Source organism: Chryseobacterium sp. FR054, assembly GCF_056844565.1.
In genome coordinates, this window is sequence record NZ_JBXDSA010000004.1 from 398,538 (window position 1) to 414,027 (window position 15,490).

Sequence of the window (15,490 nt, forward strand, 5' to 3'; positions counted from 1 at the left end):
TTACTGAATGGAGTTACAGAAATACTTTTCTAAATTCCTTCTCAAAAAAAGAAAAAGAAAATTAACGGAGAGAGATTATTTCCTCAGCACCGAACTGAACAGAATGTTGGGTACCGAGGTTCAGAATGTCGCCCTCTACCGTGAAGCTTTTTCTTTGAAAAGTTCTTCTAAAAATCAAGACAGCAATTACGAAAGGCTTGAATTTTTGGGAGATTCTGTTTTGGGTACCATTATTTCCTGCCATCTGTTCCAGACCTATCCTCAGGCCAATGAGGGATATCTGACGCAGATGAAATCTAAAATTGTGAACAGGAAAAACCTTAATAAACTGGGAGAAGATCTGAAGCTTACCGACCTTCTGCAGAAGCAGGGTTCCGCGGCTTTGGGTGAAAATATTTCCGGAAATTTATTTGAGGCGCTTATCGGTGCCGTTTATCTGGATTTTCAGTATGATACCTGCAAAAGGATCATTCTTGAAAAACTTCTGACGCCTACCGAAATCAACAAGCTTGAAAATAAAATTGTAAGCTACAAAGGTCTTCTGCTTGAATGGAGCCAGAAGAAAAAAGTAAATATAAAGTATGAAACCTGCGAAGAAATCCAGGCCAATAAAGCGGTCGTCTTCAGGTGCCATGTATGGCTGGGAAACGAAAAAATAGCTAACGCAGCGGAAACTTCCAAGAAAAAGGCAGAGGAAAAGGCAGCACAGAGGGCATTTTATATTTTAAACAAAAAAGAAAACATACTTGGAAATTCAAAAACTTTATGATCTGGATGATATAGAATTTGAAGATATTGCCATAGGATTGGTAAGATTAGCAAAAGATATACCCGCTCATGAGTTTTTCTACAAAATAAATCAGAATAACGGCCTCAATTTTTCCAGAAAGAAGGACCTTGTCTTTCACGGGGATTATTACGATTATTTTTTTCCGAGATTCGAAGCCTACCACAAGTCTACCAGAACCTGTTTTACCTTTATTTCCAACCGGTGTTCGGAAAGTAAGCAAAAAAAACTACAGACCGAACTCTTCTCAGGAGAAGAAAACATTAAATTTTTATTAAATAATCAGGCAGATGTAGAATATATTCTGCATAGTTCGGAACAATTCCCTGATTTTTCCGTAATTTTGCTCCCTGAAAATCTTGTGTTTCCGATACAAGATTATACACTAAGTTCTGATGAGGAACTTTATCAAATTATCCAGTATTATGAATAAGTATTTAAAGAAGACAAAAATTATCGCAACACTAGGACCGGCTTCGTCTTCGAAGGAGGTGATGTTAGGACTCATGAAAGCAGGTGTTGATATTTTCAGAATAAATTTCTCACATGCAGATTACGACCTGGTTCGAAACAATATTGAAATCATCAGAGAGCTAAATAAGGAATACGGCTACTCCGTAGGAATCCTGGGAGATCTTCAGGGACCTAAACTGAGAGTGGGTGTAGTAAAGGAAGGCTCTTACCTTAACCCGGGAGATATTCTTACTTTCACCAATGAAAAGATGGAAGGAGATTCTACCAAAGTGTATATGACCTACCAGCAGTTTCCTCAGGACGTAAAAGTGGGAGAAAGAATCCTTATTGATGATGGTAAACTGGTACTGGAAGTAACAGAAACCAATGAAAAGGATACTGTAAAGGCCAAAACAATCCAGGGGGGACCTCTGAGCTCTAAAAAAGGAGTAAACCTTCCTAATACCAATGTATCGCTTCCTGCGCTTACGGAAAAGGACATCCAGGATGCCAATTTCATGCTTGATATGGAGGTTGACTGGATCGCGCTTTCATTTGTACGCCATGCACAGGACATCATTGACCTGAAAAAACTGATTGATGCTCACCCGAACGGTAAATTCAAAACACCGATCATCGCGAAAATTGAAAAGCCTGAAGGGGTTAAAAATATCGATGAAATCTTATTGGAATGTGACGGACTGATGGTTGCCCGTGGTGACCTGGGTGTGGAAGTCCCGATGGAAGAAGTTCCTGCTATCCAGAAAAACCTGGTAGAAAAGGCAAGATTCTATTCAAAGCCGGTAATTATCGCTACCCAGATGATGGAAACCATGATCAACAGCCTTACCCCGACAAGAGCGGAAGTAAACGACGTAGCCAACTCCGTACTGGATGGTGCTGATGCGGTAATGCTTTCCGGAGAAACTTCTGTGGGAAGATACCCGGTACAGGTAGTGGAAAACATGGCAAAAATTGTAAAAAACATCGAAATGACCCATTTTTACCAGCATAAAAATGAGCCGATCGAAAAAGATTACAACTGCATCGATGAGAGATTCATCACCAACAGGGTATGTCTTGCCGCGGTAAGAATTGCCAAAACAACCAACGTTTCTGCAATCGTTACGCTTACGCATTCAGGATATACAGCATTCCAGCTTGCCGCTCACAGACCGAATTCCCATATCATTGTTTACAGCGGGAATAAAAGGGTCATCACGATGCTGAACCTTCTCTGGGGAGTTCATGCCTATTATTACGACATGAAAAAATCTACGGATGAAACCATTATCCAGGTGAATATGCTAACACACAATTACGGGTATATTGAAAGCGGAGATTTTGTCATCAACATCAACGCTACTCCATCTTACGAAGGCGGTAAAACCAATACACTACGATTGACGACTGTCTAGCAATAAGCAATAAGCAATAAGCAATAAGCAATAAGCAATAAGCAATAAGCAATAAGCAATAAGCAATAAGCAAAGTTACTTTTGTCAAAGCATACAAAAAACTCCCGGGATATTTTCTATTCTGCCGGGAGTTTTTTATTTAAAATCATCCTCATCAATATTATAATTCAACTCGGATTCTTTTATTGAATTCTTATAGATATCCAGTAGAATTCTTCTGTCAAAAAGACCAATACCTTCTTTCATTATAGGGGGAGCATAATCAAAACCGCCTGGATAAAACTCTTTACCTTCTTTATCTATCAGGGAATAACCGTATCTTTTCCTGAGGACAAAATATCTTTCCGCATAAAAACCTTCTTCTACCTCCTGAACATCTTTTGTTTCAAAGGGGATAAGCACATTATTATTTTCATCTACTGCCCCTAATTTTTCATCTTTAATAAAAAAGTAATATCCGCTGTCATTATTCCCCCTTTTATAGAAGTCATATTCCGAAGGGATCACTTTTTTATTTCTTGTCATAACACCCACTTTTTTATCTTTCCAGATCATGGCTAAAGATGGATTAGAAAAAAAACTGATATTATGGTTTCCAAATGGTATTATGACTTCACCCTTATAATTAAGGATTCCAAAATGTCCGTTTTTCTCAAAAAGAATCCCATATTTCCCAATATCTTTTTTATCTTTTTCCTTCTCTGGGATGAGGAAGTCAAAAGCAATATCGAAAAAACCTTTATCATATATAAAAGGGATAATCACCTTATTTTTATGATTGATCAGTCCTTTTTTATCCCTTTTATCAATAGCCAGGAAATATCCTGTATCTCCCAACGGAGAAAGTCTTTTGTATACCTGGGGGATGATAAGTTTCAGATTGGAGTTTCTTATGCCATAATTTTCATTTTGTCCGGCAACTATGTATTTCTTACCGGGCATCCAGAATGACTCATCATATACCTTATTGGTCTCCGGATCATAAATATTCACAATGGTTTTATTATCTTTATAAGTGGATAAAAGAATAAACCGGTTTTGATACAGATCTGCCCGATGGTATTTAAAAGGAGTTACGGCCTGACCTTTTGTATTGATTAAACCAATAGAATCTGCTTTTAATGCTTCGTAGAAATTACCTGCTTTCAAAATTCTTTTGTATTTTTCAGAGATAATTTTTCCTTTTTCATTGACCAGAAAAGAACCGTTCTTTTGTTCTAAAGCAATTGTATTTCCATTAAAACCATAGCTTAACAAACTTGTTTCCGTGTAAAAATCTTGTCCGTAAGGCTGGAAATCTTTGTTTAACAGATACCATGTATATTTTTTGTCTTTCTGTACCAGTCCGAAATAAAATCTGTTAAATGCAATTATATCCTGATACCTGAAATTTGTGAGATGTTCTCCCTTCAGATTCACCAGGTCGCTTTTCCCGTCTTTTCTTCTTTCTTTTATGAAGTATTCAGATAATTTATAGGTATCGGAATCTATGGAAAGATAAGAATCAGTTCCCGATTCGTATAAAACTTTCATATCCTTTTTCCGGATCAGCTGATCAGCTTTATAATCTTTACCAATCCAGTACTCATCAGAAATGCTTTCTACGTCTCTGAAATAGTCACTCACCCGTATTCCTTCTTTATCAATAAAATAATACACAGGTGTGGTATCTTCTTCTGTACATAGATGGTCCGCACTGCAATTACGGTCTATGGCAACATTTACTTTTACTTTCGCATAACCGTACTGATCAAAAACAGAAGCAGAAGTATATTCCGCCGGAATGATTTCTTTCCCGCTTTGATCTATAAACCCCCATTTCCAGCTGTAATCTCCCTCCTTTAAAACTCTTGCTCTCCGTTCATCAGATTTTCCCGAAACCTCCTGAAATAGACCTATAAGCTTATATTTTTCCTGAAGATTTTTAATATCCGCAGAATCTGTCATCACCCCATAACGGTCTATTGGAATGAGTTTTTGTGATGAAAGCAGCCCAAAGCCAAAGCAGAGAAAAAAAGGATAAAGTGCCTTTCTCATTCTAGTTTCCCACGATGGTTTTCGCGGTCACAAATTCTTTTAAAGCCAGTAAAGAAAGTTCTGTCCCATATCCTGAAGCCTTGCTCCCACCGAACGGGAAACGCGGATCAGAGCTGGTCATTCTGTTGATATTTACGGTTCCGGATTCAAGATTTTCAATAAAATATAACTGACGTTCTTTATTCTTCGTCCATACCGAGTTGGAAAGACCAAAAGGAATATCATTGGCCATCTGTAAGGCTTCATCATCATTTTTAGCCGTCATAATCATTCCAAGAGGGCCGAAAAGTTCTTCTTTTAAAATTGGATTTCCTTCCTTAACTCTGATTAAACCGGGTTTAAACTCGTTCTCTGAGACTCTTTCCAGAGGAATGATGATTTCCGCTCCACTTTCCAATGCCCTGTTGAACTGGGCTTCCAATTCATCAGCAAGATCAGGTCTTGCCATTCCGGCTAATTTGGTTTCCTTATTTAGGGGATCTCCAATTTCATATTTTTTATATTCTTCAATGAATTTCGGTAAAAACTCATCTTCTATTTTCTCATCGATGATAAATCTTTTTGCCGCTGTGCAGGTCTGCCCGCAGTTCTGAAGTCTGGATTTCACTCCGGATTTTGCCGCTTCATCCAGATCAGCATCTTCAAAAATAATGAAGGCATCACTTCCGCCCAGTTCAAGTAAAGATTTTTTGATATTTAGACCCGCGATAGAAGCCACTTCTCCCCCGGCCTTTCCGCTGCCTGTTAAGCTCACTCCTTTTACAGTATCATGTTCCAGGATTTCTTTTACCATTTTATGTCCTACTTCAAGATTCTGGAAGACACCTTCCGGGAAACCTGCTTCCAGAAGAACTTCTTCGATTGCATTTCCGCTTCCGAAACAAATGGAAGCATGCTTCAGAACGACTGTATTTCCGGCTAAAATAGCGGGAACAGCAAACCTCAGCACCTGCCAGAAAGGAAAATTCCAGGGCATTACACCTAAAATCACCCCTTTCGGAGCGTAATGAACTTCAGAATAAGCAAACTCAGACTCCACTTTTTCAGGTTTTAAAATATTTTCGGCCTCTGCATAATAATTCATCATTAAAGCACATTTTTCTACCTCAGCAACCGACTCGGAAATGGGTTTATTCATTTCTGTCGTGATGATCCTTCCAAACTTCTCCGAATTGTTTTTTAAAATTTCCGCCGCTGTTGCAATCAGCTTCTGTCTTTCTTCAAACGGCACTTTTCTCCATGATGAAAATGTCTTATCTGCTTTAATAAGTTTATTTTCAATTAACTGTTCCATAATTTAATTTCTGTTTTAAATTCAAATCAATGAATTTATTTAATGCTTCTTCTTTAAAAGCATCATGAAAGCAACAAATTTTGTTCCTTAAAGTTATATAAAATAATGATTTTCTCTATTGATGATATACTGTTTTATACCATAAACCATTCATTCAAAAGGCATGCTGCCAGCCTTGCCGTTCTGTCCTGAATGTCAAAGGAAGGATTTACTTCTGCTGCATCCAGAGCCACTATTTTTTTATTTTTTAAAATATGCCTGTAAAAATGCATAAAAGCTGTATCTGCAAAAATCCCGTTGTATGCTGAAGCGGAAACCCCCGGCGCAATGGAGGCATTGAATACATCCATGCAAATGGTGAGGTATGCATAATCTACACTGTCCAGCAAATCATTGATTCTCTGATAAATGGACGGAAGATTTTCAAAAAAGATTTCGTCTGCAAGAATATATTTCATTCCATACTGATGAGCCGTATCAAAGAGTTTTAAAGTATTTGAATTTCTCTGAATCCCGATGTGCAGGGAATTGATCGGTCCTTCCTGTGCAATCTGCCAGAATCCTGTTCCCGAGCTTGGACCTGCACCTTTTTCCGGCTGCCTGTTATCAAAATGGGCATCAATATTAATGATCCCTATTTTCTGTTCCGGAAAGGCTGTTTTTACGCCTAAATAATGGGCATAGGTTACTTCATGACCTCCACCCAGCACCAATGACTTTCCTCCTTTTAAAAGTACTTTTGATACATTTTTGGCAAGGCTGTTCTGGGCTGTTTCCAGATCTCCGTTTTCGCAGGTAATGTTTCCGAAGTCAAGCAGAGAAAAATCAGGGAAAATAACCGGGAAATTAGACATATTCTTCCGGATCACATCAGGTGCATCTTTTGCTCCGAGACGTCCTTTATTCCTTCGTACTCCTTCATCCACGGCAAAACCGTGTATAACGAAATCATTCGTTGAGATAGTATCGTAATTCTGTTCTTCTTTTACTCTCTGAAACAGCCTGTGGAAAAGGAGCTCTTCTCCATCCAGCCTACCCTGCCAAATATTCTGAAACATAATTATTTAAAATTCAATTTAAGTCGCATCATTCTATTCAGTAAAGCTAATTAATATTGTTTAAATAAAAAACTTCTTTCGTACATTAAACAAAGTATTCATTGTGAGACAAATAGTCTGTATTTCAATGTTTATTCTCATTGGCATTGCTGCTGATAAACATTTCATTCCGCTCTTCTGAAATAATTTCCAAAAACCGTTCATAATGTTTCAGTACATCGGAAATCAGCTCATTTTTGGTGAAATACTGCACGTCATACCCTTCCCGTCTGTCTCCAAAATAGGATCGTGGATAATGGGTTTTATTATCATCCAGCTCCGGCAGGTTTTCTTCATTCATGATATGTTCAGACACTGTTTTTATCTGATTTTCGATACCATAAACAAAGTTGTTTACTACCCCCTGATGGATTTCTATTTCTATTCTGACAGGATTTTCACCCTGATTTATCTGTGCTGTAATTCCGTTGGCAGCAAATTCCTGCCGGAGATCCGTAAAGGCTTCCCGGGCTTTTACCTGTATGAAATGATCTACGGAAGCCTTATCTTTAAAGGAAACAATATTCTTTAAACGTTCTTTCCAGAATTCGCCGGACCACGGAACAGTAGACGCTGAAAAGTTTCTTTCATAGTATTTCCGGTCAATCGACAGTCCTTTCATCAGACTTACAATGAATAGAATAACTACAATGGAAAACGGTAATGCAGTAATTAAGGTCATACTCTGTAATGCTTTAAGACCTCCTACATTCAGCAGTAAAAGAGAAAGCACAGCCAATAGCACACCCCAGAATACAATCTGCCATTTTGGAGATTTACCGGCATTTTTAGTTGCAATACTGTTCATTACAAATATACCTGAATCGGCCGATGTCACAAAAAAGATAAGGATGATAAGAATCACAAATAACCCTGTAAACTCCGATAAAGGCAGATATTCTAAGAACCTGAACATTAACGCGTCCGGATCTGTGGCAAACTGACTTAGTTGTCCGTTGGCCATATTTAAATCAAACCAAATAGCACTGTTTCCAAATACGGACATCCAGATAAAATTGAACAGTGTAGGAAGGATTAAAACCGCCAGGATAAACTCCCTGATCGTTCTTCCTTTGGAGATCCTTGCAATAAACAAACCTACATATGGCGACCAGGAAATCCACCATGCCCAGTAAAGAATGGTCCAGTCATAAAACCACGGCAGGGCATTTTTCTCATAAACATGGGTATTGAAGGTAAGATTGAAAAAGTTATTGATATAATTTCCCAGACCATCTGTAAAGCTTCCGATGAGGTATACCGTGGGTCCCAGTATCAATACAAAAAGCAGAAGCCCGATTACACTGATAACATTGATATTACTTAAAATTTTTACTCCTTTTCCCACTCCTGAGATGGCAGACATCACAGAAAGGGCAACAAGGGTAACCACAATGATGATCTGATACATAAAACTGTTCTCTGGTGTAATATGAAGGATATTCAGTCCGGAACTGATCTGCACCACTCCAAATCCAAGTGTGGTAGTAATTCCAAAGAAGGTACAGCATAGTGCAAAAACGTCAATGGCATTACCCCATTTTCCATTGATCTTATTTTTTAGCAAGGGATAAAAGCAGCTCCGTAATGAAAGCGGAAGTCTGTAACGGTAGGCAAAATAAGATAAAGAGAGCCCCACCACTCCGTAAATAGCCCATGCATGGATTCCCCAATGGAAAAAAGTATAGAGCTGTGCCTGCTTGGCCCGGCTTACATAATGATTATCGGCAAAAACATCTGAAGAATAATGCTGCATAGGTTCAGCTACACTGAAATAAATCAGTCCGATTCCCATTCCTGCTGCGAAAAGCATGGAAATCCAGGAAAAGAAGGAATATTCCGGCTTACTGTCATTCGCTCCCAGCTTAATGTCGGCATATTTGCTGAACAGCAGATACACCAGGAAAATTACAAAAAGCGTCACAGACCATACATATACCCAATTTAAATTGACAAATATGAACTGCTTAATCTCATTCAGTATGTTTTCTGTTGGTTTGGGATAAACTGCGGACAGAAAACAGGTACCTATGATAAATATTAAACTCGGAATAGTGACCCCTTTGTTAAAAGTAGATCTAACATTTTGAAAATTCATTTTTTTTATTTTCGTTTTATCGTATCGACAAGTCTTCCTGGTATGGAATATAGCTGTAAAAAAGTACTGAGAAATAAGAAAATATCCAGGTTTTCCGGGATCTCCGGCGCACTTAAGAACTATTGAAAAATACGTTATTTATCTAAAAATCAACGTTAATCGCGGCGCAAGATAAGAAAACTTATAGGAAATATGAAAAATATGGAGGACTTTATGATTTCTTGATGCTGACTTTTAAGGTCATTTATCTAGTAAATTTTAACCTGTAAATAAAAGATTTGTAAGAGCTGTATAGTATATCAAAAGTTGTAAAGCTTCCTTCATATTGCCTGATTTTTATGTTTTTTTTCTCTCGCTGATTAAGCAGATGACGCAGATTTTTTAGTATGATTTTACAATTAAAAAGTAAGGATGAAATTAATTACTTTGGTTATCTGTACACCGGAAATAAAAAAATGCAGAAGAATTTTTCTTCCGCATTTTTGTTAAACAGCATTATTGTAATATTTAAAATACTGCCAGTATTTATCTTTAAAGATTCTGAATGAGATTTTATATTCCGGGTTGTTATCCTCTATTGTCTTAAAAACTTTAGAAATTTCCCTGAAATCTTTTCCTGCAAAATAACATTCTTTAACGTTATCCGCAGTTTCCCTGCCTATGTACAGGTATCCCTTCTCTTGCAGATCTTCAATGGCTTTATCTTCAATATCGCTTAATTTTTCAAAATCTTCTTTTTCGGGAAGGCCGTCATTGTTATCTCCGTTATAGTGAAATTTAAGAACAGAAATCCACGGATAGGAAGCTTTTGCATCATATTGTAATAAGGGCAGATTCATGCAGGCAATAAGCGGTCTTTCATTACCTAAAGCAGCTCTGATAACAGAAAACTCATCTTCTGTATCAGTTCTTTTTACCTTTTCATACTTTTCGGTGAATTCCCTTTCTCTCCATTCCAGAAAATCTTTGAGTTTTCCTATCGGAACCAGCTCTTTTTCTGCCTGATCTTTTCCAATGATACTGAATACGTCAATCTGCGTCGCAAAATTCAGCTCGCCTAAAAAATGGTCTAAAAACACACATATCCCGGTGGTAATCTGTCCTTTGTTTTCTTCATTTAGCCCTTCATAAACAAAAGCAAGATCGATTTCGTCAGGATACTCCTCCGATTCGTTGGAATAAAAGAATACATTATCTTTTGTAAATTCATAGCCGTTCATCTGAAGAGCTACGTGATCTATATTTTTAGCAGGCTTTAATGCGGTAAACAGCCAGTATTCCGACTCAGGGGCCGCGCTGATAAGTTCTTCAGCAAAAACCATATTTTTTATTTCTCCGTCTACGGTAATGATGAGCTCTGCGGTAGTATCATCAAACATTCCGGTAAGAAAATAAAAATGTTCATTGATCTGGCGGAGCTTGGGAGAAAGTACATCAAAAAAATCCTTTTCAATGGATGCCGTTTCCCTGTTTTTTACAATTTCGTAAAAGTCTTTTTCCCTGGTATGAAACCAGTTCCAGAAATCTTTATAGGTACGGATTTCCTGTTCCGGATCTTTTTTACTGAAGATTTTATCAAAGATACCCATAAGTGCGTTTATTTTATAAGGTTTCCGTCAATATAAACATGTTCTGCCCCAAGACTTCCCTGATTGTAAAGAACATTCTGAAAATTATCGGTTTTAAAAGTCACAAAATCTGCTTTTTTACCAGGTTCCAGCTTTCCTCTGTCTTCCAGATTAAGGGCATAGGCAGCACGGTAGGTCATTCCTGCCAATACCTCGGCTGTCGTCAGTTTCTGGAAAGCAGCCAGAATAGAAGCCTGGGTAATTAAATTTCCCATAGGGGCCGATCCCGGGTTCCAGTCACTGGCAATCGCTACGATAGCTCCTGCATCCAGTAATTTTCTTGCCGGCGTAAATTTTTCCCCCAATCCTAAGCTTGCTCCCGGAAGTGCTGTTGCCACTGTATCTGATTCTGCTAAAAACTGAATATCTTCATCAACCGTTGCTTCCAGGTGATCTGCGGACTTTGCTCCTACCTCCACAGCTATTCGAGAACTTCCCGGGGTAAACTGGTCGGCATGAACGGTGATTTCAAAACCTAAATCTTTAGTTTTAAGTAGGAAATCTTTACTTTCTTCAGGCTGAAACGCTGATTTTTCAATAAATATATCAACACGCTGCGCCAGATTCTCTTCTTTTACTTTCGGTAAAATTTCGGTAAGGATATATTTCAGATATTCAGGGTTGCTTCCTTCAAAATCTCTTGGTTTTAAATGGGCGGAAAGACAGGTAGGAACCAAAGTTGCTTCAGTAAATTCCTGAGCTTTTCTGATCATCCGGAGCATTTTAAGCTCGTTCTCCACGTCCAGGCCATAACCGCTTTTTACTTCAATGGTTGTGATACCAAGATCAACCAGGAAACTGATCCTTTCCAATAGTGTTTTCAGTAATTCTTCTTCTGAAGCATTTCTTGTATGCTGTACGGAACTCCAGATCCCTCCTCCGCTTTCGGCTATTTCCAGATAAGTTTTGCCGGCATTACGCATAGCAAAATCATTGGCCCGGTTTCCTCCGAAACAGATGTGGGTATGTGAGTCTGTGAAAGCGGGAAGAACAATCTGCTCTCCTTCAATCTGTTCAGTTTCTATATCCGGAAATTCTGATTTTAATACATCAAAATTTCCGGTTTTATGAATGATCCCGTTATTGATTACAATTCCTCCATCAACAGTAATTTCCAGCTGTTCATCGGAAAGTTTACCTCTTAACGGTAGCCCGGCAAGTGTTACAACCTGCCTGAATGGTCCTATTAATTTCATTTATTTAGACTATGGGTTAGAAGATGAATTGTTTGTTTAAGGATTTCAACTCCACCGGAATTTTAATCTCACAATTCAGCTTTAATATTTCCTCTCAAAAATACTTAAAATATCTCAATTGATTAAATCTTCAGGGCTTCATTGCTTTATCCGGTTTTACCCCGGCTTTAGTTCCTGCCCTTTTCCGGATCTGTCTTTCAACCTTTATCTAAATTTCCTATCTTTGAGGTAAATGAAATGAATTAATGCCAGATTTTTTACATCCAGATAAGGAAAACTACTCGCATGAAGAGCTTATGCAGGAGCAGCAGATCCGCCCCCAGAGTTTTAAAGACTTTGCCGGGCAGAGAAAAACATTGGAAAATCTTGAGGTTTTTGTATCTGCGGCGAAAAGACGCGGGGGTGCTCTTGACCATGTTCTTCTTCACGGTCCTCCGGGTTTGGGTAAAACCACTTTAGCCAATATTATTGCGAATGAACTTGGAGTAAACTGCAAGATTACTTCTGGTCCTGTATTGGATAAACCGGGAAGCCTGGCCGGACTGCTGACCAATCTGGAGGAAAATGATGTCCTTTTTATTGATGAGATTCACCGTCTTTCTCCGGTTGTGGAAGAATACCTTTATTCTGCCATGGAGGACTACAAAATAGATATTATGCTGGAAACCGGTCCTAACGCACGCAGCGTACAGATCGGCCTTAATCCTTTCACCCTGGTGGGCGCAACCACCCGAAGCGGAATGCTTACTAAGCCAATGCTGGCAAGATTCGGAATTCAAAGCAGGCTGGAATATTATTCCGTAGAGCTTTTATCGATGATTATTCAGAGAAGTGCGGGGGTTTTAGGCAGTACCATTTATGAAGATGCTGCGATAGAAATTGCCAGAAGAAGCCGTGGAACCCCCAGAATAGCCAATGCCCTGCTGAGAAGGGTTCGTGATTTTGCAGAAATAAAAGGAAACGGAGAAATAGAGATCAAAATTACAAAATATGCCCTGGATTCCCTGAATGTGGATGAATTCGGCCTGGATGAAATGGATAATAAGATCATGCGTGTGATGATTGAAAATTTCAAAGGAAAACCCGTGGGAATTTCTGCTCTGGCAACTTCAATCGGTGAAAATCCGGAAACGGTGGAAGAAGTGTATGAACCGTTCCTGATCCAGGAGGGCTTTATTATCCGGACACCGAGAGGAAGAGAAGTTACCGAAAAAGCTTACCGGCATTTAAATATTACAAGACCGAAGAATCCCGGAGAGCTTTTCTGATCAAGGGTTTAAGGTTTAAGATTAATAAGAGTTTATTAGTTTATGTTTATACCTAAATTATACAGAAGTGAGGACTCTGATCTGATGAGGGAAATTATCCGGGAAAATGCTTTTGCCTTATTGATTTCTTCTGTGGATAAAATCAGGGCCACCCATTCTATGATGATGCTTAATGAAAATGATCCGGAAAATGTTTATATTGAAACCCATATTTCCAGAGCCAATCCACAGGCGAAAATATTAAAGGATGGTGATGAGGTGCTGTGTGATTTCCTGGGAGCCCATACCTATATTTCAAGCAGCTGGTATGATCATATCAATGTTTCAACATGGAATTATGAGGCAGTACAGGTTTACGGAAAGGTGAAATTAATGGATCCTGAAGAACTTTATCTGCATCTTGAAAAGCTGACTTCCCAATATGAAACGTTGCAAAAGTGTCCTGTGATGGTTAAAGATATGGATCAAGCGTTTGTGGAAAAAGAAATGAAGGGTGCTTTTGGCCTCAAGATCATTCCAACGGAAATATTTATTAAACAAAAGCTTTCTCAGAACAGAAAAGAAGATGATTTTCAAAGTATCATTTCACATCTTGAAAATTCTTCTGATATTTATGCAGCCAAGATTGCTGAAAAAATGAAATTAATAAAGAAATAATAATCAAAATATATATGAAGCTATATCCGATACAATGTGGAAAATTTAAACTGGATGGCGGTGCCATGTTCGGCGTCGTCCCAAAGAGTCTGTGGGAAAAAACCAATCCTGCAGACGAAAGAAACCTGATTGAGCTGGGAACCCGCTCACTGCTTATTGAAGACGGAAAGAAACTGATCCTTGTAGACTGCGGTCTGGGCAATAAACAGGATGATAAATTCTTTGGGCACTACTCGCTTTGGGGTGATGATAACCTTGATAAGAATCTAAAAAAATTCGGTTTTGTAAAAGAAGACATTACGGATGTTTTCCTTACTCATCTTCATTTTGACCACTGCGGTGGGGCTATTGAATGGAACGACGACAGAACAGGATACAGACCCGCATTTAAAAACGCTCAGTTCTGGACCAATGAAAATCACTGGAAATGGGCTACCGAACCTAATGCACGAGAAAAGGCCAGCTTTCTGAAAGAAAATATTCTTCCGATGCAGGAAAGCGGGCAGCTGAACTTTTTACCCCTCCCTACAACAGGAAATTACGGGTTTGCTCCGGACCTGAAAATGGATGTGATTTTTGTAGACGGACATACGGAGAAACAGATGCTTCCGGTGATTCAGTATCAGGAAAAGACCGTAGTTTTTGCAGCTGATCTTATTCCTACCGCAGGACACATCAATCAGGTGTATGTAATGGGCTATGATACCAGACCTCTTCTGACCCTGGAAGAAAAAGGCAAATTTCTGAAGCAGTGTATTGATAATGAATACCTGCTGTTCTTTGAACACGATGCTCATCATGAACTGGCCAGTCTTAAAATGACAGAAAAAGGAGTAAGACTTGATGAAACCTATACTTTTAATGATGTTTTTGGATATTAATTTTTAATCATGGAAGAATTACGTTCAGAAACGCAGAAAACGGAACCGGAACCATCACCCAAGATCATCGGGCTGACCGGAGGAATAGGATCGGGAAAAACGACGGTTGCCCGTTTTATCGAAGAGTTGGGATTTCCCGTCTATTATTCAGATGACAGAGCCAAAAGCATCGTCAATGATGATGAAAACTTAAAAGTAAAGATCAAAGAACTGCTGGGAACAGATGCTTATGATGAGGATGGTCTTTATGACAGGAAATTTGTAGCCGGAAAGGTTTTTAATAATAAAGATCTCCTCCACCAGCTGAATGAGATTATTCATCCTGCTGTAAGGATTGATTTTGAAGACTGGGTAAAAAAGCAGACGAAATATCTGGTTTTTAAGGAAACTGCTTTATTGTTTGAATTAAAACTCAACAGACAGTGCTATAAATCTCTTCTGGTAACCGCGGAAGATAACATCAGAATCAAAAGAGTGATGGACCGTGATGGCAAAACCTACCGTGAAGTAGAGACTGTTATGGAGAAACAGATGCCCGAAAAAGATAAAATAAGGCTTGCAGACTGTATTATTTACAACAATACCAACCTGGAAGATTTAAGAGAACAGACCGAACGGATCATTTTTACGATTGAATAAACAAGATCCTGTTAATTTTTTCACAGGACTGGAATAT

General features: G+C 38.6%; 13 protein-coding genes. 7 read left to right on the forward strand and 6 right to left on the reverse strand.

Annotation, left to right across the window (positions count from 1 at the left end; genetic code table 11):
* Positions 1–7: 7 nt before the first annotated feature.
* The 3 genes from rnc to pyk are packed head-to-tail and all read left to right on the forward strand — an operon-like array spanning position 8 to position 2,658.
* On the forward strand, positions 8–769 hold the full coding sequence (gene rnc, locus AC106S_RS18110; protein WP_482441080.1) for a ribonuclease III: 762 nt from the start codon (positions 8–10) through the stop codon (positions 767–769).
* The gene (locus AC106S_RS18115) at positions 747–1,220 is read left to right on the forward strand and encodes an IPExxxVDY family protein (protein WP_482441081.1); all 474 of its coding nucleotides are present in this window, start codon (positions 747–749) and stop codon (positions 1,218–1,220) included. The genes rnc and AC106S_RS18115 overlap by 23 nt, the downstream gene beginning before the upstream one ends.
* Complete coding sequence (gene pyk, locus AC106S_RS18120) at positions 1,213–2,658, forward strand: pyruvate kinase (RefSeq protein ID WP_482441082.1); 1,446 nt, start codon at positions 1,213–1,215, stop codon at positions 2,656–2,658. The genes AC106S_RS18115 and pyk overlap by 8 nt, the downstream gene beginning before the upstream one ends.
* Before the next feature lie 135 nt (positions 2,659–2,793).
* Here pyk and AC106S_RS18125 read toward each other — a convergent pair whose 3' ends face one another.
* From AC106S_RS18125 to hutI, 6 genes are all read right to left on the reverse strand, one after another.
* Complete coding sequence (locus AC106S_RS18125; protein ID WP_482441083.1) at positions 2,794–4,695, reverse strand: WG repeat-containing protein; 1,902 nt, start codon at positions 4,693–4,695, stop codon at positions 2,794–2,796.
* A gap of 1 nt (position 4,696) precedes the next feature.
* Positions 4,697–5,989 (reverse strand): aldehyde dehydrogenase family protein, encoded by a 1,293-nt coding sequence (locus AC106S_RS18130; protein WP_482441084.1) that lies wholly within the window; start codon positions 5,987–5,989, stop codon positions 4,697–4,699.
* A gap of 134 nt (positions 5,990–6,123) precedes the next feature.
* Positions 6,124–7,047, reverse strand: coding sequence for a formimidoylglutamase (hutG, locus tag AC106S_RS18135; RefSeq protein WP_482441085.1), 924 nt, complete (start codon positions 7,045–7,047; stop codon positions 6,124–6,126).
* Between the two features lie 124 nt (positions 7,048–7,171).
* Complete coding sequence (locus AC106S_RS18140; RefSeq protein ID WP_482441086.1) at positions 7,172–9,184, reverse strand: BCCT family transporter; 2,013 nt, start codon at positions 9,182–9,184, stop codon at positions 7,172–7,174.
* Between the two features lie 485 nt (positions 9,185–9,669).
* Positions 9,670–10,773: a DUF695 domain-containing protein gene (locus AC106S_RS18145; RefSeq protein WP_482441087.1), complete on the reverse strand. Its 1,104-nt coding sequence runs from the start codon at positions 10,771–10,773 to the stop codon at positions 9,670–9,672.
* Between the two features lie 8 nt (positions 10,774–10,781).
* Positions 10,782–12,008, reverse strand: coding sequence for an imidazolonepropionase (gene hutI, locus AC106S_RS18150; protein WP_482441088.1), 1,227 nt, complete (start codon positions 12,006–12,008; stop codon positions 10,782–10,784).
* Positions 12,009–12,253: 245 nt separating this feature from the next.
* Between hutI and ruvB the strand changes: the two genes are divergently transcribed.
* Genes ruvB through coaE form a run of 4 tightly spaced genes read left to right on the forward strand, consistent with a single transcriptional unit; the run spans position 12,254 to position 15,453 of the window.
* Positions 12,254–13,276, forward strand: a complete 1,023-nt coding sequence (gene ruvB, locus AC106S_RS18155; RefSeq protein ID WP_482441089.1) for a Holliday junction branch migration DNA helicase RuvB — start codon at positions 12,254–12,256, stop codon at positions 13,274–13,276.
* A 42-nt stretch (positions 13,277–13,318) separates the two neighbouring features.
* Positions 13,319–13,933, forward strand: coding sequence for an FMN-binding negative transcriptional regulator (locus AC106S_RS18160; protein ID WP_482441090.1), 615 nt, complete (start codon positions 13,319–13,321; stop codon positions 13,931–13,933).
* 14 nt (positions 13,934–13,947) lie between these two features.
* Entirely contained in the window at positions 13,948–14,814 is an 867-nt protein-coding gene (locus AC106S_RS18165) for an MBL fold metallo-hydrolase (RefSeq protein ID WP_482441091.1), read from the forward strand.
* 9 nt (positions 14,815–14,823) lie between these two features.
* Positions 14,824–15,453 carry a dephospho-CoA kinase gene (coaE, locus tag AC106S_RS18170; protein ID WP_482441092.1) on the forward strand — a complete coding sequence of 210 codons (630 nt, stop codon included), beginning with the start codon at positions 14,824–14,826 and terminating at the stop codon, positions 15,451–15,453.
* Positions 15,454–15,490 lie beyond the last annotated feature (37 nt).